Origin of the sequence: Companilactobacillus mindensis DSM 14500, from assembly GCF_001434275.1 — a bacterium.
GTDB classification, from domain to species: Bacteria; Bacillota; Bacilli; order Lactobacillales; family Lactobacillaceae; genus Companilactobacillus; species Companilactobacillus mindensis.
In genome coordinates this window covers 1-24,474 of record NZ_AZEZ01000066.1, presented here as the reverse complement: position 1 = coordinate 24,474, position 24,474 = coordinate 1, and the positions used below count along the sequence as shown (strand labels likewise).

Sequence of the window (24,474 nt, the reverse complement as noted above, 5' to 3'; positions counted from 1 at the left end):
TGTTTGATTACTCTAGTCTGGAGTGAAATCCTGTGGATGCTCAGCCGTGGCAGTCTCTTGGCTGGCGTACTTTGCCAGGTTAGAGACAGACAAGCTTAGAGACAATTTGAACTGTAATTGGCTCTAAGTTGCTCTCACAGCGTTCCAGCAATCCACAGGGTTTCACGGAAGACGGCAGTGAACCACATTACCACTGCCACTAAAACTGTTTTCTGTAAATTACGTGTAAAGAATTGTAAATACTTTCAAAAACGGTATCTAATAACAGACAGATTTGTTATATTCGGTGCGTGTCATAAAGAGTAAAAAAATAATTCAAAAGAGGACATAAAGATGAAATCTTTATATCAGTTCGGTGAGTTAGAGATTCACAAAGATTATTTGTTGGCCAATAAAAGTCGATTATACTTTCGAGAACCGCTTAAAATGAATCATCGAGTGATAGCTCTTTTGGATATTTCCTATAATCCGATTGGTTTAGGAAATTCTTTAGTCATACATGCTGAATACGGTGTGACTTTAGCTGTACAAACGACTAGGCAGTTGATAAACGAAATTCACAATTGGAACGGAGTCGGTTTTACAGTAGCGCGCGTGGTGGCAAGTCTTTTCAGTATCAAACATTTGCCTGCGGCTTTAGGTTATGTGTCATACATGCCAATGACTGGTGGTAGTCGTAAGAGTGTTGATTGGATTGCTGCACATCATATTGAGAGCTATTCGCAAGAAGATGGTTATGCACACTTTACAACAGTTCAAGGACACAGAATCCGCTTGTCATTTCCGCGTGGAAATTTGAAGAAAAGAATTCACGACGTCTGCATGATGAGTGAATTTATGGTCAACGTTGCCCGTAGGTTTATGGCAGTTGGTCTAATAGATGTGAATCCATTAGGAAATGTCGGGATTTTAAGGGAATTTGAAGATTGCAATTGCTTATTACATAGAACAATCGTACGAAAAATTATTCAAGTTGAACCTATTTACAATCAGATCATCAATTATTTATTGAATCATATCGGAATAGAAGAACCTGAAGCCGCCAGTTTAATTACTTTTTACAGTCAAAATTTAAATCGCCTCAAGAGAAACTACTAAATTATTTATAGAAGTAGTTTCCATTTCTAATAGACAATTATTTGGGTTTATGAAGTCATCTAACAAATTAGATGGCTTTTTTTAATGCAATTCAAAGACGGCAAGCAAAAAGTAATCAAACTCTCCAAAAATAACCAAGAAGTATCGATTTTAAGGGTTTCTTTATTTTGTTTAAATGTCGAAAAGTTGTAACGCTAAGGCTTGCTGAACCTTTTTGGCAACTAATATTACAGACCAAGATTAGTTATATTAATTCCACCACAAGCGCTTGTGAGTAAAAAAGGGAGCACTCACAATTATGAATAATCTTGAAGCAGGTTTTTTAAATGCCTTAGACAATCAACGTTTGATCCACGGCGTTTTGAAGAAGGTCCATATTTATGTTACCCGCAGCGACTATGACGACTATTTTCAAGAAGCGATGATCATTTATGCCAAGACGTACCAAAACTATTGCCAAACGAATGACGATTTGTCTAATTTTGGACGATACGTCTTCCAGAAACTAACGTGGAAGATGCTGGATATGTTGCGCCAGGAGAAGAAATACCATGATTTCCACAGTTTGGAGGAATTTGACTTTCAACGAGTGCCAGAGGAAAATATTTATGCGGATCTTGACTTTGTAAATATCGCAGAATTAACGAAAATGGACAGAATTATATTGCAAGAACATTTCATTGAAGAGCAACCTTTAGTAATATTGGCGAAGCGTTATAACCATACTACACGTAACCTCAGGTACTGTCGGAATAGGCTTTTGCAAAAATTACGACATATGAGCGTTCGTTGAATTTTACCGTTTCATTACGGCCTTATTACTTTTATCAAATTTGTGAAAAAACTTGTTATAATTTATAACGTTAAGGAAATTAACGGCGGGAAGGAAATATTTATTATGATATCTAAGAAGATTTTGACTAGCGTTGCTACATCAGTAGCTTTAGCTAGTATAAGTTTTACAACGATTGGCCAAGTGATCCCTGAAGTCGGTTCACAGATCCAAATCACACAAGCTGCAACTTCAGCAATCAATGACTATATCAATAACAACAACATTCAACCAGTTTCAATTACTAACCAAGAGGGTACATTCAGTTACTGGAACGGTTATGAAAATGGTGTTGGTAAGCCCGAGGGTGTCGTTATTCACGAAACAGCTACACCAGGTGCTACAGCTCAAAACGAGGCTACATACTTCAACCGTGAATGGTCAAACATTTATACATATGTTCATGCTTTCGTTGATAACACCCAAATTTTAAACATTAAGAATACTGACTATACAGTTTGGGGTGCTGGTCCTACAGCCAATGCTAAGTTCATTCAAGTTGAATTGTGTGAAGTAAGTTCAACTGACGCTTTTGCTAGATCAGTCGCTAACCAAGCTTATTACACAGCTTCAAAATTAGTTCAATACAACTTGCCATTCACACCAGGTACAACCGTTCTTTCACATAACGATGTATCTAAGAGATGGGGCGAAACAACTCACACTGACCCAGTTGGCTACTTTGCTAAATGGGGTTACAGCATGGATCAATTCTATGATCTAGTTGGCAAGTATTACAACCAATTGAAGGGTAATACTAACTCAGGTAGTACCAACAACAACTCAGGCAACACTAATACAAATACGAACTCAAACAGTATCACTGTAAACAATCCAAATGGTAACTATGTTCCACTTGTATCAATGGATGGCGATTCAACACGTTTCACAGTCAACAAGGTTATGAACCGTGCTTTAGCTAACAAATCACCTTGGTATACTGATAAGATCAGAGTCGTTGATGGCGTTACATACCGTCGTGTTGCTACTAACGAATGGGTTGACCAAAGTTACGTTATCTAATTGATCTGTTCATTATTGAAACTGATATTCCAATATTGAGCTCCAAAAATTCTAATAATATAATATTACAAAAGACACGCTGAAAAGCGGGTCTTTTTTTGCTATCATTGTTCAATAATAGGTATGGTCCCGTCTATAATTATCGTAAGAGAAAGGCCGTGTGACGTGATATGGGAAAAAAGTTCTATTGGGTATTGAGTATTTTGTGTCTTTTTGCCGTAGTTTTAGCTGGCTGTAAAGAAAAAGAGACTTCCAAAGTAGCCACCATGAATAAAACTTGGTATTTATATCAAGATCAAGGTGAGAACGATACTGTCTCAATCAAATTTTTAAAAAACCAACGCGCAGAAGTTAAAGATACTTCAACTATTGCGGGTAAAGTGGGTATCAATCGTTTCAACAGTCAGTTCGACAATCCTAAGTATGTTTTGGATCGTGACGGCAAGACGATAACTTTCAAAACGGCTAAAAATAATCTCGTCATCAAGTTGCTCAAGTCTTATCACGAAAATGTCTATGGCAAACACATGAAGGGCTATTTGGTCGAATCGGGAGGGCAGAACTACAAGTTCGCTTACATCACTAAACGTGATAAAACTTCTAACATCAGCAAGTCGCAGAAGACTAAGTCACAGGCCATTTCTGCCGACCAGTTGCCTGATCACATCGTTGACATCCAAAACAGCGCTACGCCATTGACGAATAAGTCTATGGCCGGCAATTTTAATTTTTCAACTATCATTGACTACCGCCGGACGGATGGGAATTTGACCATTAATCAAGATGGGACTTATCAGATGACTTTGACCGAACACTCAGCTCAGAAATTGACTGACAAGACTGACAGTAAAGTCGTTATGACGACAATGGTCGAGAACGGCAACGTCCAAAGTCTCTACGGTAAAATTTATTTAACAGCCAAAAATCTCGTAACGATCGACTATTATTATCAAGGCCAAAATCAAGACAAGTTGTTGCCAAAATCGGTCAACTTAAAAGTGAATTCCAAAGTGACTGGCAATCAGATCAGTCGAGCAAATATTAGGATCGAAACTTCTGGAGATCAGTTGTATCTATACTCCAGCGACTACACGGTTCGGGTCAAAGATGGCCAAACTAATACCAAAGCAAATCTGTTGGCCAAATCAACTACGGCTCAAACAGACTTAAAAGATGCTATCACGCAGACGAAAGATTATTATGATAAGTATAAGAGCAATCCTATCACGTCGAATGCTGACTTGATGCAGTTGGTGGGGGCAATATCAGATAATCACAACAAGAAAGTTGGAAACATTGGCGTCGACTTTGGGGATAAGTACGGCACCAATTTACAACCTAGCGATTATCAAGGCATCAGTGTCAACGGCAGTAAACAGCCTTTGATGCAATATATGTTCTTGGTCTCGCCATCATCTTATTCAGAAAATGGTCCCGCTGTGACGACAACTAAGGGTAAATTTTTGATCTACGGGTCGCTGGATAACAAATTGTTCTTATTGAAACAACCAGATAAGGATTCAACAACAGTGACATGGACGATGGTCAAAGATTTTCCATTGGATGTGCCGAAATTGAAATTCAGCTTGAATTAAGCTGTGGAGGGGGATTATGAATTTCTTATTGATGATTGCAGTTACGCTGGTCGAAGCGTTGATTGTTTATCGAATCAGATTCGTTTACAGCCGACATCCTTCAGGAGCGATAACCATCTCAAGTTTGACGATTTTTGCCTTCTATTTAATTTCAGAATTGACGGCTAATAAATTTGTCCGCGCCTATACTTTCAGTTTTGCCACGCTTAATTTAGTACTCTTAGTGGGCATGTTGGTATATATGTGGCAGATGAATAGGGATCTAAAGAAGTTAAAAGCTATGCATGGAACGGATTTTTTGTTAGTTTTAGGCAACAAGTGTTTGACCACCAGAGTGCCACCGATACTTGCCGGACGTCTCGATAAAACGATTGAGCTTTATCACAGCTTTGCCAACAAACCACAAATAATCGTCAGTGGCGGTCGGACTTCCAGAAATGTCATGTCGGAAGCTGCTTTGATGAAAAAGTACTTGATTGAGGATAATATTCCGGCAGAAATGATTATTACTGAAGAACAATCACACAATACCGTGCAGAATTTAGAATATTCGGCCATAAAAATTAGTAAGATATGGCAAAAAGATATTCATCCGCGCGTTATCATAGTAACTAGCGACTACCATATTCCTAGAACGAAGTTCCATGTCAAAAAATTGGGGCTGAGGGTCCAATTTGCGGCTGCCAAAACGGTTGATATGCTCAAGTGGCCGGCCATGTTTCGTGAGTTTACGGCTCTGATCTGGTATCATCGGTACGCACTGTTTTCTATTTTAGGAATAGATATTTTGTTATCGTTAAGTATGTGCATATGAGGAGAGTTTTATGAATTTTTACGATAGGTTTGTTGAAAACAAGCGCTTGCGAAGATTCATCTTGCTACTTATTGTAATTGGAATGATCTATTTGTTCCGTAGCATGATGAGTCTTTTCTTGTTGACGTTTATATTTACCTTTTTGTCGGTTCAGTTAGTTCGAGTCGTCCAAAAGAAATTTCCACGAGTTAAACCGATTTGGGTGATCGCACCAGTGTATTTGATGATCATCGCCTTGTTGATCTTTGTCATTGCTAACTACGTGCCACAACTGATCAGCCAAACGGTGAAAATGTTTACTTCGTTACAGAAGTTTTATGAGAGCAAAGAAGTTCGCTCCAATCCTTACTTGGATATAATCTACAATTATTTGCAACAGATCAATCTTGATAATCAGATCAAAGCGGCCGTCTCACAAGTGGTCAATTACATCAGTAGCGTGGGAGCAGTTGGCTTTAACATTGTGATTTCCTTCTTGTTGAGTTTCTTCTATACAAGTCAAGTTGAACAGATGAATGCCTTTGGACGTCAGTTCTTGGACAGTAAATACAGTTGGATCTTCTCTGACTTGTTCTACTATGGCAAAAAGTTCGTCAATACTTTCGGTGTCGTTTTGGAAGCTCAGTTGATGATTGCGGTTGTCAATACGCTTCTAACAACGATCACCTTATTATTTATGAAGATGCCCGGCGTATTAGCTTTAGCAGCGATGGTCTTCGTCTTATCGTTGATCCCAGTTGCCGGAGTAATTATTTCTTTGATTCCATTGAGTTTCGTCGCTTATTCAGTCGGCGGGATCCGTTACGTGATCTACATCGTTATTATGATCGTGATTATTCACTTGATTGAAACATATTTCTTGAATCCACAATTCATGTCCAGCATGACTCATTTGCCAATCTTCTTTACATTCGTAGTGTTGATCGTGTCGGAAGAACTGTTAGGTACATGGGGATTGATCATCGGTATTCCAATCTTCGTCTTCTTCTTGGATATTTTAGGAGTCCATTCTATCGGTCGAAAAACTCCTAAGCGCAGAATTAAATTTAAGAAATCGTTATAATTACAATTAAGGTATACTTGTCATATATAATGAAGTTAATATAGTCAATTGACGTAGATGGGAGATTAAATTATGTCATTCTTCGATAGAAAAAAGAAAGATAACGATGATAATTATTCTGATCTAAATAATCCTTCTTACCAAAATCCACAACCACAATCAGATCAAAATAGTTTTGATCAAGCGCAGAATCAATTTAACAACGCACCGGGGATGGGGATGCAATATGCACCAAATGGTCAAGATTTCAATAATGGTATGAACGGTATGAATACCAATAACAATAATAATGGCGTAAATGGCAATGAGAGTATGCCTAACGACAATAACAACAATTATTTCTTTGACCAAAACCAACCACAAGCAAATCCACAAGCACAACCACAAAATCCACAGCCTCAACAACAGGACCAATCACAAGTTGTTCAAGACCAACAACAACCTCAACAAGCTCCACAACAACCAGTTATGGACAATGGGGACAACGATGAGTGGAAGTATACGGAACAAAATTTGCAAAGTACTTTGAATCAAAGTGCTGATTTGAAGGCCCAATTACGTAGTCAACTTTTGGCTGACAGAAGTTACTGCAACCACGTTTTGCGCAACACTGGCAGTGATCAAACTGAGACAAGAAAGCAAGCAACTGACCGTATCAGCAGTATCAATGCTTCTTTGAAGGATTGGTTCGGCACTGATGAAATGGCCAACGAGATCTATTTGGATACTGACCGCGATTATTACGTCTTTTCAGATGATATCGCTGCTAATCCGGACAGTTTGGTAACTTCCATGTGGCAACAATTGACGAAGACTTTGCAAGAAAAGGGCTTGTTAGCCAATACCATTTCGGTAACTTACAATGATCAGGTCGATCAAACTTGGATGAATTATCAAAACGCCGGTTTCGTTGATGGCAATTCTTTCTTGTTGAATATGTACAATGAATTGCAAGGCAGAAACTCCAATGTGACAGTCGCACCAGCTGAGATTCCTTTCGATGAGAACTATCGAGTTCAACACGTATCTGACAAAGTTGATAAGATTTTGAACGCTGACGACAAGTTGATCATGGAAGTTTCTCGCAGCGCCAATCATCAACTCCAAATCATCCGTCACTACAAGAACAACAATTTGTTGAGTCGTGATATTTTTGATGTCAATGGAGTTATTTCCGCAACTCAATTCTATGATCACCGTAACGCCAATAAAGTCGTGCGTGAGAACTTCTATCGTCAAGATGGAACACTTGTCTTGATCAAGTCGTATACCGCTGACGAGCCTTATATTCAACTATTCAGCGAAGGCAATGTCTTGATCAGTACTTTCGATAGCGATGAAGAATTGATCGTTTGGTGGATCAAGAATCGGGCTTTGAAACAATCAGAGGCAACGATCTTTATTTCCATCAATTCGAAATATTACAAGAGAATTTTGAGCTTGCGTGATTACGGCTACGAAGTTATTCCAATCGTGATGAAGCAAAGTGAAAACTCTGAGGCAGTTTCCAACTTGATTGAAGGTAAGGACAAAGTTACTGCTGTTATGGCCGGTTCAGACCAAGTTAATACTTATTTGAATAAGAATTCGAAGAATAAGTTGGATATCACAACTTTAAAAGAAATTGAAACACCGATTTATAAACAATAATTTTTGAAATATTTGTTGCTTATGAATGAGAGGTTAGTATCTTTATTTTCGCTTTTTTCGTGTAAATTAAAGAGACCTCTCTTTTTTTTATGGCTGAAATCGTGTAAAATACATATTGTTAAAGAAATGAAAAGAGGATCATTACAAATGGCAAAATTAGTTTTCATTCGTCACGGACAAAGTGAATGGAATTTATCAAACCAATTTACTGGTTGGGTTGATGTTGACCTTAGTGAAGAAGGCGTAAAGCAAGCTCAAAACGCTGGTAAACTTCTTAAAGAATCTGGCATCCAATTTGATCAAGCTTATACATCAGTATTGACACGTGCTATCAAGACATTGCACTATGCTCTTGAAGGCTGTGACCAATTATGGATTCCTGAAACAAAGACATGGAGACTTAACGAACGTCACTACGGTGCACTTCAAGGTCTTAACAAAGCTGAAACAGCTGAAAAATACGGTGATGAACAAGTTCATATCTGGAGACGTTCATATGACACATTACCTCCACTATTGAAAGCTACTGACGAAGGTTCAGCAGCTAACGATCGTCGTTACGCAAACTTGGACCCAAGAATTATTCCTGGTGGCGAAAACCTTAAAGTTACTTTGGAACGTGTAATTCCATTCTGGGAAGATGAAATCGCTCCTAAATTGCTAGATGGCAAGAACGTTATCATCGCTGCCCACGGTAACTCACTACGTGCTTTGACTAAGTACATCGAAAACATTTCTGATGCTGATATCATGGATGTTGAAATGACTACTGGTGAACCAGTTGTTTATGACTTGGATGACAAGTTGAACGTTGTAAGTAAGAAGAAGCTTAACTAATTTTTGATTAGTTGAATTTAAAAAGACTCCACAGTGTGTGGGGTCTTTTTTTGTGGGATGGTATTATCAAAATAGATGAAACACGAACTTATGTTTGCTATAATGTAAATATGCTATCAATTGATTGCAAAAGATATAACTTGCAGTTAAAATAAGCATAGAAATTATGGTGGTATCAAATGGTATGGTAGTGACCAGAAAAGGTAATATCATTTTATTTTTATTTAACGTGAAGAATGCCATTTCAAATGGGAATATCGAATGGATTCCAAGAAGCTATAATGGATTGACAATATTAGGACTCAATTTAGATAACGCTAGTGATATCATATGTGGATTGACGCCTAAAGAATATTATCGAGGTCCTAGTCCTGATTTTAATGGAGATGGGACTGACGTTTGGGAATTCATTTATATTTTGGAAAGTGATGGTAAAATACCAGTTTATATTAAACTAAAGTTTCAAAGTGAAAAATGTAAAGTGCTCTCATTTCACGAGAGTAATAAACCATTTGAGCAACCATACAATGAATCCAATTAGCAAAGGAGAGAGGGCAATGAACAGTCATATTGAAAAAAGAAATCAAACTTTTAAAGTGCGTGATACTGAAATTACCGTTCTAGCTGATGCTCGCGTAGATGATGAAACCGAAGAAATTATCTTTGATCATCAATTGGATAATCAAGCTATTAATCAAGCTTTCGAACAATATAGAATTAAAAATGGACTAATTAGTTCTAAAGAGATAATAGATTTTAGAAAGCAATATAATTTATCTCAAAGATCTTTGGCAAAGTTATTGAGTATTGGCTCGGCTACAATTGCTAGATATGAGAAGGGGGCTTTGCCTTCCGAAAGTCTAAGCAATTTATTAAAACAATTTATAGTTGATGACGGAGTCTTTATTCAATTTTTTAATCAAAATAAGAACAACTTAACCAATGAGGATAGCCAAAAAGTGGAATCCGTTTTAGATGGAATGAAGCAAAAAATTAAAACCGATTCCGTGTTAAAAGCATATACGTTGAGAAATGAAAACAATACGGCGACTATCAACGATGGATTTAAGAAGTTTGATTTTAATAAATTTAAAAACATGGTGATCTTTTTAATAAGTCATGGAACTTCCTTATCTAAAACGAGACTCAACAAACTTTTGTTTTATTGTGATTTTATTTTCTTTAGTGAAAATGCGGTTTCAATGAGCGGAGCCACTTATATGCACGATCATTATGGGCCGGTTCCTAGTGATTTTGATTTGCTCTATACTGTTTTGCGTGATCAAAACGTTATAGATGCTAGACCCTTTAGTGACGGTCATGGTGAAGAATTATTAACCGATGAGTCATTTGATGATAATTATTTTAGCAAACAAGAATTGAGTACCTTAAAAAGAGTAGCTAAAAAATTTAAGGACTATAATGCCAAGATGATAACGGAATATTCTCATAAAGAAAAAGCTTACCAAGAAACTGAATCCAAAGGTATTATTTCATATAAGTATGCTTTTGAATTGAATGATTAATGTAATTTGAGCTTTAAGGAGCAATCCTTAAAGCTCTTTTTTTATGCATTGGAAAGTTCACTGCACAAAGTATGTAAAGTTACATGCACCGTGCAAGCAACAAATAATAACAACTTGATGTGGCGTTTATTTTCAGTGTCAAGGCTAATTTGCTAAGTTAATAATGAAAAAACGTGGTACATGGGAGGAGGACAAGCGATGACTGAGCACATTAATTACGATGTGTTGCATCCATCATACAAGGCACTTTGGGATTTGCTAGGGGAAGACGCCATGATGAAGATATATAAACAATTTCGTGGAACGCAATTACAGTTGCCAATGAAATTATACGATCGCATTGAGTTAGAAGAATATTTGACTCAGCAGCACGATGGTCAAAATATCCGGGAACTTTCAAATATATATGGATTTTCACCTAGATGGATCAAAGAACATATGGAGAAATAATAGGAGAGTGAGAGCAATGAAATTTTGTACTAACTGTGGTTTTAAAATGGAAGACGATATTAAATTCTGCCCTAAGTGTGGAACGCAACAACCGATGGAGTCGAACAATAATGGGAATACGGACAGTGGTAAATTTACTAGCGGTTCGGAGTTTGATAGGAATTCACAACCACAAACTAATAATCAACAAACTATGAATAATCAAAATCCCAATGGTTTCAATAATAATTATGGAAATAATTTTAATGGCCAGTATCAAAATAATTTTAATAGTAACCAACAGAACCAGCAATCGTATGCGGGCAACTTTAAAATGGGTCAACCTAATCACTTGGATTTCAGTCAAAGCATGAGTTACATTTGGGCCAATAAGTTCGATTTCAGTCCAACCGTTCAGGACAATCAGAAGTCGATCTTCTGGTGGTCACAGTTGATGGTAGCGATATTAGGGATAGCGGTATATATCGTTTTGATGATACCAGCGGTTGCGTTGGGTTCTTCATTGATGGTAATCGTGTCTGGTTTGCTTTTTATAGCATTGTATGCGATGGAGATTCCACCAATCATGCGAAGATTGAACTATTTAGGCAAAGATAAAAATATGGCCTGGCTATTCTTTGTTCCGTTCGCAAATCTGTATATCTTGTATTTGATGTTCATAGATCGGAGTCAAGTAAATCATGCCTAAGAAAAATCATAAGCCGTTAATTTTTATAATAATATTAGTAGTATTGGTAGCCGCTATTGGGGGATATTATTACATTATCTTTGGTGCAAAGAAGAGCAATGACACGTCGTCTGACACTGGTTTGACACAAATAATTCAAAATCAAAACGCTGATGAATTCTTGAAGATGTTCGACAGTGAGACAACTAAATCATCGCTCAGCAAGATAGGTGCGAAGAGTATCTTGTTAGATTGGAATCAGAATTCGACTGAAGACATTAGTAAGATCGAAGATACATTAAAGAACAGTGGCCGAGTTTCGGGTGCGGAGAATGATTATCGTATCAAATATATTCAGACTAAGAAGATGCTTTTCTTTAAAGATATGAAACTTACAACAATGACTAGTAAACTGGTAGTTCCTAGCAAGTTGAAAAAAGCCAATATCACCGTCGATGGCACCAAGGTAAATTATTCTGAATTGACTAGGAATAATTTGTTCCCAGGTGTGTATAATTTCAAGATCAAGTTGGGGAAAAATGAATCAACTCAAAGAGTGATCATCCTAGGGGATGGACGGTCGGTTACTTTGACAGCACCAAAACAAAAAGTTGTCAGGGATGATGATGGTCAAAATACAGGTACTAAAAAAACAACGAATAATACTCAAACTGTGCAGACGCCAAAGGATGACACCAGTGCCAACGATGCCAGCAATGATCCTACGTACAAAGAACCAAGCCTCGTAGGAGCTGATGATTTAGCTGGTAATTGGAAATTAGTTGATTCCGAGAACAACGAAATGGGTATCATGCCCGAAACAATTACTTTTTCCAGAGACAGTATCACCGCTATGTATGCTCACAATATTCAGACGACTACGCCAATCGATACGGTTCAGTATTCTGAAGAAGATGATACTGATTACTTTACTGGCGATAATTCACCTAATCCATTTGCTGCTAAGTTGGCGAAGAGAACTATCAATGGGAAAGAACGAGTTGTTTTGGAACACTTGGATCAAGGTAGTTATGGTTGGTATTTGAGACAATAATAAAAGTGGTCCGTCGCTTTATGATGAAAGTTCATTTCGATGATGGAAACAAATTGTATTTAGAGGCTGATTACGTTGACAGAGCAACTGAACATATTGATTTGATTGCGGATATTTTAAATAAAATAGTGCGGGCAATCAAAAGAACTTAATTATTTGGGAGTGATCAATCTCTGAATTAGACCGATAATAATTTAAATTATTATTTATTTTTTTGAAAATAATGCTAATATTATTAATATTTCAATCGATTATCGGAGGTAACTCAATGCTAGATAAATTTCGTGCTGCAACCTTAGAAGATTTAGACGAAGCTAGTCAATTTTATATTGATATTTGTGAGGATTTGCCAAATTCTGAGTATGGACCTGCGTGGGTTTGGGGTGCACATCCTAGTCGTGAAATATTGCTTGATGCCATCAAACATGGAAAACTGTTATTGGGCTACAAAGGCAATCAAATCGCGGCCGCTGGGGTGGTAACTTACGGCGAAGATGAAAGTTATCGTGGCGCCAACTGGAAGTATCCGGTAACTGATTCAGAGATTGGTGTGATCCATATTTTTGCAGTCAGCCCTAAATTCCGTGGCCAAGGTATTTCACGTGATATGTTGCAGGCAATTATGGCCGATATTAAACATGATGGCTACAAGCTGATTCATTTGGATGCTTTGAAGTCCAACGTTCCAGCGGTCAAACTTTATGCTAGAAATGGTTTTGAATTCGTTGAAGATCGTGATGTTGAATTGAAGGCAGTGGGTGTCAGAACCCTGAGTATTATGGAATATAAATTATAATCATGTCACAATTTTTCGTGCCAAAAATTCATATCCTTTTCATTCTTAGTTTTTCACGTGTACAATTAAAATGAGAAACTGCAGAAGGGGGGACAAAAAAATGGCAATGAAACCACAAAAAATAGTGAAACTTTTGAAACAAAATGGTTTCGTCAAGAAGTCACAGAATGGATCGCATCTGAAAATGTATAATCCCGAAACGAATGTGACGCTTCCAGTCCCCATCCATCACGATAAAGAATTAGAACATGGAATCGAAAGTAAAATTTTGAAACAGGCTGGAATAAAAATTAATTAGAGAACGGAGCAATGCGCAGGAATCTGGTTTGTGCAGCTCATTTTAGATAAAGATTAGAATAAATCGGTTAAATTCTGAGCATTAGTGTAAAACCGTTTCTGATTCGATACTTATATACTAATAGGCCATCCAAAAATCGATTGGATGACCTATTTTAGTAATGTAAAACAAATAAAAAACCAACTAGTCTGGAATGAAATTCTGGTGGATGCTCAGCCGTGGTAGTCTCTTGGCTGGCGTCCTTTGGAGGTTGCTGAAAAAGTATTTCCCGAAAAATAGAATCCCCATTTTGAACTTAAATAAATACAATTTTAGGTGTTTTGCGCCCACTTTACTGTCGATTTTGGTACTTATTTTGGGAATTGGTAATTTTAAAATCAAAATTATCGACTTTTTCAGCAGCCTCCGTCCTTTGCCAGGTTAGAGACAGACAAGCTTAGAGGCAATTTGAACTGTAATTGGCTCTAAGTTGCTCTCACCGCGTTCCAGCGTCCACCAGAATTTCATGGAAGACGGCAGTGAACAACTAAGCTCAAGAAAGAACCGTATTTTGAATCGGAGACGGTTTTTGTTTTTGCTTATTTTTTTACAATTTTTTGGGAATGTTTTATGGTTAAACTAATTAAAAGAATCGGAGGGTATTTGGATGTCTGCAAAATTTGATTTTGATGTGTTATATATTGGCGCTGGTCACGGAACATTTGATGGCGCAGCTCCTTTGGCTGAAACCGGAGTCTCTGTCGGCGCGATCGAGAGTAGCTTGATTGGGGGAACTTGTCCTAATCGCGGTTGTAATGCCAAGATAGCTTTGGATGAAGCGGTCAAAATGACGCGTGAGGCAGAACGTTTGGGAGATGTTTTACAAGGTGAGATAGCTATCGATTGGAACAAAAATGTTGCCCACAAGCAGGAGATCATCGATCCATTACCAGCGGGTCTGACAAAACGTTTGGAGGATGCTGGGGCCAAGATCATTAAAGGCCACGCTAGTTTTAAAGATGAACACACGGTTTTAGTCGATGGCAAAACAGAAGTAACAGCGGATAAAATCGTAATTTCAACTGGCTTGAAGCCACACCGTTTGGATATTCCTGGAACAGAATTAGCCCATGACAGTGAAGACTTCATGAATTTAAAGCAACTGCCTAAGCATTTGACAATTATTGGCTCGGGTTATATTGGTATGGAGTTTGCGACAATGGCTAGTGAAGCCGGTGCAGATGTAACCGTGATGTTGCATTCGGATAAAGTTTTACGTGATTTTTACCAACCATACGTTGAAAAAGTTGTCGCTGATTTGAAACAACGTGGGGTTAAATTTATCAAAAATTCCGATGTTAAATCGTTTGAAAAGACTGATGAAGGCTATCAAGTTAACTATGGTGCTTCAAAACTTTCGACTGATTGGATCTTGGATGCGACCGGCCGTATTCCCAATGTCGATAAGTTAGGCTTGGAAAACGTTGGTGTTAAATATGATGCCAGCGGGGTTTTGGTCAACGATCATTTGCAAACGAATGTCGAAAATATTTACGCTGTCGGGGATGTCATTTCTAGCGACCAACCCAAGGTCACTCCAGCAGCTTACTTTGGTTCAAAATACTTGATGAAATTGTTCTCGGGACAAACTAGTGAACCAATTAAATTCCCAGTTATTCCTAAGGTTGTCTTTACTTCGCCAAGAATTGCTCAAGCAGGGGTATCGGTAGAAGAAGCAGAGAAAAAGGGTCTTGAGATCAGTGAGAATGATTTAGCCAATTACTGGTATTACATCGTGGACAAGGAACCAATTGCCGCTAGCAAGCAGATTCACGATAAAGATGGCCACTTAGTTGGCGTTACTGAGATTAGTGATCAAGCTGAAGATGCCGTCAATGCTTTGTTGCCAGCTATCGAATTCAAATTTGACCGTGAACAAGTTAGCCGTTTAGTTGGTTTATTCCCAACAATCGGTTATGCAGCATGGCATCGTGCTTAGAAAAATTAAAAGAAGTGATGGAGGGATTTATGATGACTTTCATCGCTTCTTTTTGTAAAAACGCGTAATTTATGATTGTATCTTACAGAATCAATTAACTTGAATGAATAAATTTTTGTATATATACTGTATATACACGTGAGGTGATTAAAATGACGATTAAACCTAGAAAAGTTGGCAATTCTTCAGTTTTTACAATACCCAAAAATATTCAAATAACTGATGACGAGTACGATGTATTTCAAGGCAGACACGGAGATATTATTTACAGTCCTAAGAAAAATAATATCTTTAAAGATAAAGAATTTATCGAAACGCACGATTGGCGTCAAAAAGAGGAATAGTCAGACAAATTACGAGGGGAAGAAAATATTGACTAATTATATCCCAGAAAGACAAGATATTATTTGGCTCGATTTTGATCCTTCAGCTGGTTCGGAAATAGAAAAAAGGAGACCAGCTGTAGTAATAAGTCATTCAGGATACAGCAAATTAACTAATTTAACACTTGTTTGTCCAATCACTAATGCTCAAAATAATCGATTTAAAAGGGATAATTATTTGATACCAGTGAATGATATTGGAGATATAACTGGTTTTGTTAACCCCTTACAAGTTCGTACGTATGATTTTAAAGTCAGGAGGGCTATTAAGGCAGCCGAAATGGACGACGCCACATTTTTTAAAGTATTAACCTTTGTACGTCAGATAGTCGACTAATTTTTTACATGGTGGAACAAAATTTAACATTTTTTGTTGCTAGAAAATTATTCTCTCCGTAAAGTATGAAGTAAAAGGGAGTAAATGATTTTATGGGACTCGATTACCAAGATGTTATCGTGCTAGCTTTAGTATTGGCTGGCATAATCACCTTAATGATCTTTAGTGATGTATGCAAAAGTTTTGACAAGAAATTGGAATTTCAAAAAAATAAAGATTATATCATGCACTTGACGTATCAATCGGTGACAGCAATGTGCATGATAATAATTACGGTTGCCATGTGTGGTTTAGGTTTTGTAGGAGTACATCAAAAACAGTTAATTTTGAAAACCGCTGATATTACGATTGGCTTGATGTCGATGCTGTTGACGGTGGTTTGGAGTATCCCAATGTTTATGGCTTTTTCCGTAAAAGTTTCTCGATTCAAAAAGTGATATTGTCAAAATTACTAATAATGATAGGCTCACATCTAACGGTGAGCCTATTTTTTTGTGTATAATTAAAGACAATAATCAGATAGAGGTATCAACATGTTAACTGCTTTAAAAAGAACCAATTTATTCTTCGTATACGAAATAATTGTTTTGGGCGTGATCTATGACGCCTTGATTGCATTCAAAATGATGAGCAAGAACGTCAATGGACTAGGTATTTTGATTGGCCTAGCAGTTCTTTATTTGGGACAGTTGTGGTATTTCTATCGTCAACAGTAGAAAGGATGTGTTGGTATGACAGCAATTTATGAATTTTCAGAGACAGAGATGAATGGCTTTACAATCGATTTTAAGGATTATCAAGGCAAAGTTTTGTTGATCGTCAATACTGCCAGCAAATGTGGCTTCGCACCGCAGTTGAAAGGTTTAGAAGAACTTTATCAAAAGTATCACGATCAAGGTTTTGAAGTGTTGGGCTTACCATCAAATCAATTTCATCAAGAATTGAATTCTGATCAAGAGACAAGCGACTATTGTCAGATGCACTATGGCGTAACGTTCCCAATGACGAAAAAGGTTGCCGTCAACGGTGGAAATGAGGACCCACTGTTTACTTATTTGAAAAATGAAGTTGGCCACGGTCGGATCAAGTGGAATTTCACTAAATTTTTGATTGGTCGAGATGGTCAAGTTTTGGAAAGATTTGCGCCAATAACCACGCCGGAGAAGATTGAACCTAAAATTCTTGAAGCATTAAATAAATGATATTGATATATTAAATATTAAATTACAAACGACCTTGTCGAGAATTAATTGAACATGTTATACTAATGGTGCAAAAAATGAAGAAGCATTATAAACACCTCCAATCTGATACCAGACTGGTAAGGTAACAACCGCAGTTTATCATGTAAATATCTTTTAAAGATATAAATTATTGTAAATAATATCTGTTGAAGCAAAAAGAACTCTGTCTGAAGTGATAGGGTTCTTTTTGCTTTAATTATTCTTCCACAGGAACTTCCAAGTCGAACAGGGAAGCGGTGTTACGGAAGATATGTTTAGCGGTATCAGATTTATTCATTGTATAAAGGTGAACACCTTGTACGTCATTAGTAACGAGATCAACGATTTGGTCGACCGCATAGGCGATACCGGCTTCCTTTAGAGAAACAGGATTGTCTTTGTACTTGTCCAAGATATTGACGAACTTCTTTGGCAAGTGAGCGGAACAATTTTCGATAACGTGAAGGGCTTGTTTGCGATTCACGATGGGCATGATACCGGCCAAAATTGGCACATTGATGTTAGCGATGGCGCACTCTTCTTGGAAACGATAGAACTGTTCGTTGTCGTAAAAGAGTTGAGTGATGAGTTGGTCGCAACCAGAGTCTACCTTATCTTTGAGGTGCTTGATGTCATCGACACGGTTCTTTGAATCGGGATGAACTTCGGGATAACAGGCACCGGAAACTTGGAAGTTAGGCTTTTGTTCTTTGATAAAACTCGTCAGATCACTGGCATATTTGAAGTCAGTTTCTGGCACATAGCCGTCGACAATATCTCCACGTAAAGCTAAAACTTGGTTGATATTCATCTTTTCCAATCTATCCAAGACATCTTTGACTTCTTTTTTGGTCACATAAGCGGCGGGCATATGAACCATAGTTGGACATTGCAAAGTGTCGTGAACATATTTAGCAAGATCAATGGTCGTTTTTTCGTAATCTAACTTGTGATTGCTGGCGGTAACACTGATAAAACTAGGTTCGAGACCCTTTAGTTGGTCCAAAGTATCGGTCAATTTGCCCACGCCGACATCGGAGTTAGGTGGAAAAACTTCAAATGATAGAGTTGGTGCGTTGTTAGTTTCTGTCATGGACAAGTAGCTCCTCTCTGACTTCTTTAGCAGCAGTAGTCAAATTCTCGACACTGGCCTTGGCTTCTTTGATACCACGAGTCTTGAGTCCACAGTCGGGGTTGATCCAGACTTTTTCTTCAGGAACTTTGGCAAGAATCTTGTGGATAGTTGTCTTGATTTCTTCAACGGATGGGATACGTGGCGAGTGAATATCGTAAACACCAGGTCCTACTTGAAGTTGGAAGTTTTCTTTTTGCAAAGCGTCCAAGATTTCTAGGTTTGAACGTGAAGCTTCAAAGGAAATTACGTCAGCGTCCAAATTTTGAATAGCAGGGATGATGTCAGTAAATTCAGAGTAGCACATGTGAGTGTGAATTTGAGTAGTAGGTTTGACCTTGCTGTGAACTAGGCGGAAAGCAGGTACGGCCCAGTCGAGGTATTCAGAATACCAGTCAGTTTTGCGCAAAGGTAATTTTTCACGGAGAGCAGCTTCGTCGATTTGGATGATCTTGATGCCGTTCTTTTCAAGGTCTAAGACTTCATCTTGGATTGCCAAAGCGATTTGGATAGTTGAATCCTTGATCGAGATATCTTCACGAGGGAAGGACCAGTTCAAAATCGTTACAGGACCAGTCAACATACCTTTGACGATCTTGTCAGTTTGACTTTGAGCGTATTTGGACCACTTAACGGTGATAGGGTGATTGCGGGCAACGTCTCCCCAGATGATTGGTGGTTTAACGCCACGTGTACCGTATGATTGAACCCAGCCGTTCTTACTGAATAGATAGCCGTCGAGATTTTGACCGAAGTATTCAACCATGTCGTTACGTTCGAACTCACCGTGAACTAGGACATCGAGACCGATATCTTCTTGCCATTTGAGCCATTCGTTGATGTGGCCGGCGATGAATTTGTCGTATTCTTCTTGAGAAATTTCGTTGTGTCTAAATTGAGCACGAGTCTTTTTGACTTCTTTAGTTTGTGGGAATGAACCAATCGTTGTAGTTGGTAAAATTGGCAAATTGAATTCTTGCTTTTGAATGGCAGCACGTTGGGCCAAAGCAGGGTGTCTGACAAAGGAATCTTCAGTCAGTTTAGCAACTCGGTCACGGACGGCCTGGTTAGGTTGGACACGGGGCTTTTCAAAGAGCTTTTTGTTTTTAGCTTCAGCATCTTGACCGTTGCCGTTTAAAATAGCTTGAATGTCATCGAGTTCAGTCAACTTCTCTTTTGCATAAGCAAAGTGTTGTTTGATTTCTTCAGGGAAAGTTTCGTTTTCGATTGTGAAAGGTACGTGGAGCAATGAACATGAAGTTGAAATGACAATATTTTTAGCTGGCAAGCTCTTGATCAAATCAGTTGTTTCTTCATAGTGGTTGCGCCAGATATTTTTACCATTGACGACTCCGGCAAAGAGAATTTTGTCATCGGGAAAACCTGATTTAACAAGTTCTTCAGTCTTTCTGCCTTCGTGGAAATCAAGTCCGATACCTTCGACATCTAAGTTGATTAAATCGTTATAAACATCGCGGACATCGCCAAAGTAAGTTTGAATTAAAACTTTTAATCCAGCTTTGTTTTGAAGCAATTTAGCATAAATATCTTCAAAGAGTTGTCTCTTGTCGCCGGTGACATCTTTGACAAGTTCGGGTTCATCTAATTGAATCCATTCAGCGCCTTGAGCGGCCAACTTTTCAAAGACTTCTTGATAAGCCTTAACTAAATCGTCGACAAAGTCAGTAGCTTTGACATCGTGGAATTCACTCAATGAAAGTAAAGTGAAAGGTCCGACGATGACTGGACGGGTAGTGATGTCATTGTCTTTAGCTTCTTGGAATTCATCGAAGATTTTTGTATCAGTCAATTTGATATCAGTATCTTTAGTGAATTGTGGTACCAAGTAGTGGTAGTTGGTATTGAACCATTTCTTCATAGGGAGAGCTTTTATATCGCCTTCTGGACCTTGGTAGCCACGAGCTAGGGCAAAGTAGCGGTCTAGTTGGGATAAATTGAGCTTTTTAACAGCTTCAGGAATGATGTTGAACAAGTAAGCTGTGTCGAGAGTTGTATCGAAGAATGAAAAGTCATTGCTAGGAATACCGTCGATACCGGCGTCTTTGATCAAGTTCCAATGTTTCAAACGCAAGTCTTTGGCAAAGTTTTGCAATTCGGATTCAGTGATTTCTTTGCGCCAATATTTTTCAGTGTTGAATTTTAGTTCACGGTTTTCGCCGATTCTTGGAAAGCCAATAATTGATGTAGTCATATAAAAGTCCCCTTTGTGTTTGTGGTAGTTAATAACGTTTCGTTGTTTATAAATTAACATGTTAGGGAGATATTGAATGACTGATAAAAGTAATGATAGGTTATAGTTTAAAACTATAAGATGAACTATACTTAAAGAAAAATATTTAGGAGTCATTATGCGTATCCAACAATTACAGTATTTAGAGACTATCGTTCAAACCGGCTCTATCAATGAGGCAGCCAAGAAACTTTATTTGACTCAACCGAGTTTATCCAACGCCATCAAAGAACTTGAAGCTGAAATGGGAATCCAAATCCTCTTACGTAGCAAATTGGGAGTAACTTTGACCGATGAGGGCCGCGAGTTCATGATCTATGCCCGCCAAGTATTGGATCAAGTGCAATTATTGAAGGGGCGTTATGAGAAAGATACCACCGTCAAACAGGCTTTTTCAGTTTCAGCGCAGCACTATGCCTTTGTAGTTCACGCCTTCGTCGAATTGATCAAGACCGTTCAAGCTGATGAGTACCAATTCACTTTGCGAGAAACTGAAACGGAAAATATTTTAAAAGACTTGTCGAGTTTCAAAAGTGAAATCGGCATTCTCTATTTGAATGGTTTCAACAAGCAGATCATGACCAAATTATTCAAAGAGTACGATTTGGAGTTTACGCCACTATTTAAGGCTTTGCCCCACGTTTTTGTCGGTCGTCAGAATCCCTTGACTAAGAAAAAACGCGTGACCCTGGCTGATTTGACGGACTATCCTTATTTGTCATATGAACAAGGCGACAACAATTCGTTTTATTTTTCGGAAGAGATCTTGAGCACCTTGGATCGTAAGAAGAATATCAAAGTCAGTGACCGGGCCACGATTTTTAATTTGATGGTCGGTTTGAATGGCTACACGATCAGTTCCGGAATCATCAGTAATAAATTGAACGATGATAAAATTGTTGCCATTCCCTTGGATGTAGATGATTCGATGACTTTGGGCTGGCTGAAACACCGTCAGTTGGAATTGAGTCCGATTGCCAAGAATTATTTGGAAATGTTGAAAGAACATATCCGCGGGTATGGATTTGATATTATTAGTGACAGAGAGTGAAACAAACCGGTTAGCTTTTGAGTATTTGCCTAGACTGGAAAATCATTTGGCTAATTTAATCGAACGGATATTGAGAATAACGATGGAAGTGTCATCAAAACTGACACGTCCTTTTTTTGTTTCGATTTTTTGTAGCCGGCCAGTCAAATGTTCATAATATCCAGATGCATCGTTGAAATATGTAACATCGACTAATTTGGGATGTATTTGTAAGTAACGTAGCTGCCGATTGATAAGTTGTTCATCTTCGGCACTCGAGTATTTCTTGCGGGCAAAGTCGGAAGTTTTATTTTGAATCAGATCCTTGAAACCTTCTAAAGCTCCGAATGGGGCAAATTGGGCGGCTCGATCGAGTTGGTTCATAGCAAGATGACGTTTTGAAGGTTGGTAGGGACGATCCATGATATCTTGATATTGTGAGGTGTCGTTAAAAATTTGTTTTTCAATTAACTTTTTCTCATCCATTAAGCGTGATGTCCTCCAATTTGATTATTGCGTTCGATTGTCGTGGAGCCTTCTTCAAGGTCAGATGCTTTGAGAATGACGTTGCGATTGTTGAACTTTTTTTGCAAGTCTAAAATAGTCTCTTGAATTTTGCGGTCGCGTTGACGCTTTTCTTGAGCATGCTGGTCAGCTACGATTTCTTGTTCAGCGTTGCCGAATAAATCGATCTGTTTGAATTTTACTTTTTGTTGGGATTCAACTTCGTCAGTTAAATTGGTAGCAGTCAAAGTAATACGGCGCAGTAACATTTTATTGTTAATGTTATTTTCATATAGTGATTTGAACGTCCGCATCAGTTCAAACGATGAAGAAGTGGCGACAGGTAATTTAGCTTTGGCATGACCTGGCTTAGGAGTTTTACGGCCATAATAGTCAGTGACCAGAGCACCGGAAAAGCCCGGATTGACTTGCAAGCTGGTGATGTCATAGTCAACAATGATACTTACGCGGTCGGTCACAGCTTTTTTCTGAACCAAGTCCAAGGCCAAAGCGTCACTCATACCACGAACAATTTTGAGACCGTCAGCGTATGAAGTAGGTTTCATCAAAACTTGACTGGAGTAGAGCCCATGATCGTCAGAACGATAATTTTTGATATCTTCTAAAGTGGCCGTTTCGTGTCCCCAAGCGTGATCGATGATAAGTTCAGCGTTTTTGCCAAATTCATGGTACAGCAATTCCTCATTTTGGTCGTCTGACAAACTGCCTAAAGAACAGCGAGCAATATCGCCCATTGTAAATAAGCCTAGTTTTTCTAACCGTTTGGAAGTGCCACGGCCGATGCGCCAAAAATCAGTTAACGGTTGATGTGCCCAGAGTAATTTGCGATATTGATGCTCATTCATTTGGGCAATCCGAACGCCATCTTCGTCGCCAGGGATATGTTTAGCGACGATATCCATTGCAACTTTGGCCAAATATAAATTCGTTCCGATACCAGCGGTTGCAGTGATACCAGTTTCGGCTTGAATCTCTTGAATAATTGTTTTGGCGAGTACATGGGCGGTAATATTGTGTTTGTCCAAATAGTCGGTAACGTCCATCAAAACTTCGTCGATAGAGTAGACATGAATGTTTTTAGCCTCGATGAAGCGTAAATAAATACCATAAATTTCGGTACTTTTGTGCATATAAAAATTCATCCGTGGCTTGACGACTTTGTAGCCGATCTTGAGACTGGGTGAATTCAAGAGATGTTGCCGATTAATGGAAGAATATTTAGTCAAACGGTGATGTGGATTAGAATCCAGACGTTTTCGATTGAGCTTGTAAACCATTTGTTCAACTTGATATAACCGTGGTCTGCCCGGAACGCCAAATTGTTTCAGTGCAGGAGAGACCGCCAGGCAAATGGTTTTGTCAGTACGAGAATTATCGGCCACGACCAGATTGGCATTTAAAGGATCAAGTTCATGATCGATACATTCGACGGATGCGTAAAATGATTTGAGATCGATTGCCATGTAAGTACGTTGTTTGGTCATGAAACTTATCCTCCTTAATTTATGATACGAACATATGTTTTTATTATATCATTGATAGGAAAAAGGTAGAGGAAAAATTTCGCCTTCCAATCAAAGGCTGGAGATAGAAGAAATATGCCGCCCTCCGATCAAAAGCTGATTGGGCTGGAACGTAGTGAGCACGACTTGGAGCCAATTTAAAAATTGTCTTCAAGCTCGGCAGTAATCTAAGCCAGCACAGTACGCTGACTAAGATTAAACCACCACTGAGCCCATCAGCTTTTGCTCTCCAGGCTAGGACTCTCGTTGTTTAGTCGGTATACATAGTATTTGAGTAAAAATTATTAGTAATATAAAGATAGTTTTACATATAAGAAGACCGTAATTCCTAAATTTGCGTTGGCACCTGTCAAGTTGACGTTTGAAATAATATAAATTTGAATAGTGTT

27 protein-coding genes are annotated in these 24,474 nt (G+C 38.3%); 23 read left to right on the top strand and 4 right to left on the bottom strand.

Annotated features, from left to right (window positions below):
• The first annotated feature begins 333 nt into the window (after positions 1 to 333).
• The 22 genes from FD29_RS06105 to FD29_RS06005 all read left to right on the top strand — a co-directional run bounded on the left by FD29_RS06105 (position 334) and on the right by FD29_RS06005 (position 17,603).
• A complete protein-coding gene (locus FD29_RS06105) occupies positions 334 to 1,098 on the top strand; it encodes a hypothetical protein (protein ID WP_057888066.1) in 765 nt (254 codons plus the stop codon).
• Positions 1,099 to 1,396: 298 nt separating this feature from the next.
• Positions 1,397 to 1,891 (top strand): sigma-70 family RNA polymerase sigma factor, encoded by a 495-nt coding sequence (locus FD29_RS06100; protein WP_057888065.1) that lies wholly within the window; start codon positions 1,397 to 1,399, stop codon positions 1,889 to 1,891.
• Between the two features lie 105 nt (positions 1,892 to 1,996).
• The gene (locus FD29_RS06095; RefSeq protein WP_057888064.1) at positions 1,997 to 2,953 is read left to right on the top strand and encodes a peptidoglycan recognition protein family protein; all 957 of its coding nucleotides are present in this window, start codon (positions 1,997 to 1,999) and stop codon (positions 2,951 to 2,953) included.
• Positions 2,954 to 3,123: 170 nt separating this feature from the next.
• On the top strand, positions 3,124 to 4,548 hold the full coding sequence (locus FD29_RS06090; protein ID WP_057888063.1) for a hypothetical protein: 1,425 nt from the start codon (positions 3,124 to 3,126) through the stop codon (positions 4,546 to 4,548).
• Between the two features lie 16 nt (positions 4,549 to 4,564).
• On the top strand, positions 4,565 to 5,362 hold the full coding sequence (locus FD29_RS06085) for a YdcF family protein (protein WP_057888062.1): 798 nt from the start codon (positions 4,565 to 4,567) through the stop codon (positions 5,360 to 5,362).
• A 10-nt stretch (positions 5,363 to 5,372) separates the two neighbouring features.
• Positions 5,373 to 6,425, top strand: coding sequence for an AI-2E family transporter (locus tag FD29_RS06080; protein ID WP_057888061.1), 1,053 nt, complete (start codon positions 5,373 to 5,375; stop codon positions 6,423 to 6,425).
• A gap of 72 nt (positions 6,426 to 6,497) precedes the next feature.
• Complete coding sequence (locus FD29_RS06075; protein WP_057888060.1) at positions 6,498 to 8,075, top strand: hypothetical protein; 1,578 nt, start codon at positions 6,498 to 6,500, stop codon at positions 8,073 to 8,075.
• 147 nt (positions 8,076 to 8,222) lie between these two features.
• Positions 8,223 to 8,912, top strand: coding sequence for a 2,3-diphosphoglycerate-dependent phosphoglycerate mutase (locus FD29_RS06070; RefSeq protein ID WP_056955788.1), 690 nt, complete (start codon positions 8,223 to 8,225; stop codon positions 8,910 to 8,912).
• 184 nt (positions 8,913 to 9,096) lie between these two features.
• Positions 9,097 to 9,453 (top strand): type II toxin-antitoxin system MqsR family toxin, encoded by a 357-nt coding sequence (locus FD29_RS06065; protein WP_057888059.1) that lies wholly within the window; start codon positions 9,097 to 9,099, stop codon positions 9,451 to 9,453.
• Positions 9,454 to 9,469: 16 nt separating this feature from the next.
• On the top strand, positions 9,470 to 10,438 hold the full coding sequence (locus FD29_RS06060) for a type II TA system antitoxin MqsA family protein (RefSeq protein WP_057888058.1): 969 nt from the start codon (positions 9,470 to 9,472) through the stop codon (positions 10,436 to 10,438).
• A 198-nt stretch (positions 10,439 to 10,636) separates the two neighbouring features.
• Positions 10,637 to 10,888: a Mor transcription activator family protein gene (locus FD29_RS11405; RefSeq protein WP_057888057.1), complete on the top strand. Its 252-nt coding sequence runs from the start codon at positions 10,637 to 10,639 to the stop codon at positions 10,886 to 10,888.
• A gap of 16 nt (positions 10,889 to 10,904) precedes the next feature.
• A complete protein-coding gene (locus FD29_RS06050; RefSeq protein ID WP_057888056.1) occupies positions 10,905 to 11,576 on the top strand; it encodes a zinc-ribbon domain-containing protein in 672 nt (223 codons plus the stop codon).
• Positions 11,569 to 12,609, top strand: a complete 1,041-nt coding sequence (locus FD29_RS06045; protein ID WP_057888055.1) for a zinc ribbon domain-containing protein — start codon at positions 11,569 to 11,571, stop codon at positions 12,607 to 12,609. Before FD29_RS06050 ends, FD29_RS06045 begins: the two co-directional genes overlap by 8 nt.
• A gap of 20 nt (positions 12,610 to 12,629) precedes the next feature.
• The gene (locus FD29_RS11765) at positions 12,630 to 12,761 is read left to right on the top strand and encodes a hypothetical protein (protein WP_268872005.1); all 132 of its coding nucleotides are present in this window, start codon (positions 12,630 to 12,632) and stop codon (positions 12,759 to 12,761) included.
• Between the two features lie 116 nt (positions 12,762 to 12,877).
• Positions 12,878 to 13,405, top strand: coding sequence for a GNAT family N-acetyltransferase (locus FD29_RS06040; protein ID WP_057888054.1), 528 nt, complete (start codon positions 12,878 to 12,880; stop codon positions 13,403 to 13,405).
• 100 nt (positions 13,406 to 13,505) lie between these two features.
• Positions 13,506 to 13,703: a type II toxin-antitoxin system HicA family toxin gene (locus tag FD29_RS06035; RefSeq protein ID WP_057888053.1), complete on the top strand. Its 198-nt coding sequence runs from the start codon at positions 13,506 to 13,508 to the stop codon at positions 13,701 to 13,703.
• A 646-nt stretch (positions 13,704 to 14,349) separates the two neighbouring features.
• Positions 14,350 to 15,681: a dihydrolipoyl dehydrogenase family protein gene (locus FD29_RS06030; RefSeq protein WP_057888052.1), complete on the top strand. Its 1,332-nt coding sequence runs from the start codon at positions 14,350 to 14,352 to the stop codon at positions 15,679 to 15,681.
• Between the two features lie 152 nt (positions 15,682 to 15,833).
• A complete protein-coding gene (locus FD29_RS06025) occupies positions 15,834 to 16,025 on the top strand; it encodes a hypothetical protein (RefSeq protein WP_057888051.1) in 192 nt (63 codons plus the stop codon).
• 28 nt (positions 16,026 to 16,053) lie between these two features.
• Positions 16,054 to 16,401, top strand: a complete 348-nt coding sequence (locus FD29_RS06020; protein ID WP_057888050.1) for a type II toxin-antitoxin system PemK/MazF family toxin — start codon at positions 16,054 to 16,056, stop codon at positions 16,399 to 16,401.
• Positions 16,402 to 16,493: 92 nt separating this feature from the next.
• Positions 16,494 to 16,838, top strand: coding sequence for a hypothetical protein (locus tag FD29_RS06015; protein WP_057888049.1), 345 nt, complete (start codon positions 16,494 to 16,496; stop codon positions 16,836 to 16,838).
• Between the two features lie 96 nt (positions 16,839 to 16,934).
• Entirely contained in the window at positions 16,935 to 17,117 is a 183-nt protein-coding gene (locus tag FD29_RS06010; RefSeq protein ID WP_057888048.1) for a hypothetical protein, read from the top strand.
• A 15-nt stretch (positions 17,118 to 17,132) separates the two neighbouring features.
• On the top strand, positions 17,133 to 17,603 hold the full coding sequence (locus FD29_RS06005; protein WP_057888047.1) for a glutathione peroxidase: 471 nt from the start codon (positions 17,133 to 17,135) through the stop codon (positions 17,601 to 17,603).
• A 238-nt stretch (positions 17,604 to 17,841) separates the two neighbouring features.
• Here FD29_RS06005 and metF read toward each other — a convergent pair whose 3' ends face one another.
• Both metF and metE read right to left on the bottom strand, forming a co-directional pair.
• A complete protein-coding gene (metF, locus tag FD29_RS06000; RefSeq protein ID WP_057888046.1) occupies positions 17,842 to 18,717 on the bottom strand; it encodes a methylenetetrahydrofolate reductase [NAD(P)H] in 876 nt (291 codons plus the stop codon).
• Positions 18,704 to 20,968 carry a 5-methyltetrahydropteroyltriglutamate--homocysteine S-methyltransferase gene (gene metE / locus FD29_RS05995; protein WP_057888045.1) on the bottom strand — a complete coding sequence of 755 codons (2,265 nt, stop codon included), beginning with the start codon at positions 20,966 to 20,968 and terminating at the stop codon, positions 18,704 to 18,706. Before metE ends, metF begins: the two co-directional genes overlap by 14 nt.
• A 157-nt stretch (positions 20,969 to 21,125) precedes the next feature.
• Between metE and FD29_RS05990 the strand changes: the two genes are divergently transcribed.
• Complete coding sequence (locus tag FD29_RS05990) at positions 21,126 to 22,058, top strand: LysR family transcriptional regulator (RefSeq protein ID WP_057888044.1); 933 nt, start codon at positions 21,126 to 21,128, stop codon at positions 22,056 to 22,058.
• A 42-nt stretch (positions 22,059 to 22,100) separates the two neighbouring features.
• Here the strand turns inward: FD29_RS05990 and FD29_RS05985 are convergent, their stop codons facing one another.
• On the bottom strand, positions 22,101 to 22,523 hold the full coding sequence (locus FD29_RS05985) for a hypothetical protein (protein WP_057888043.1): 423 nt from the start codon (positions 22,521 to 22,523) through the stop codon (positions 22,101 to 22,103).
• Positions 22,523 to 24,046, bottom strand: a complete 1,524-nt coding sequence (locus FD29_RS05980; RefSeq protein WP_057888042.1) for a Y-family DNA polymerase — start codon at positions 24,044 to 24,046, stop codon at positions 22,523 to 22,525. The genes FD29_RS05985 and FD29_RS05980 overlap by 1 nt, the downstream gene beginning before the upstream one ends.
• Between the last annotated feature and the right edge of the window lie 428 nt (positions 24,047 to 24,474).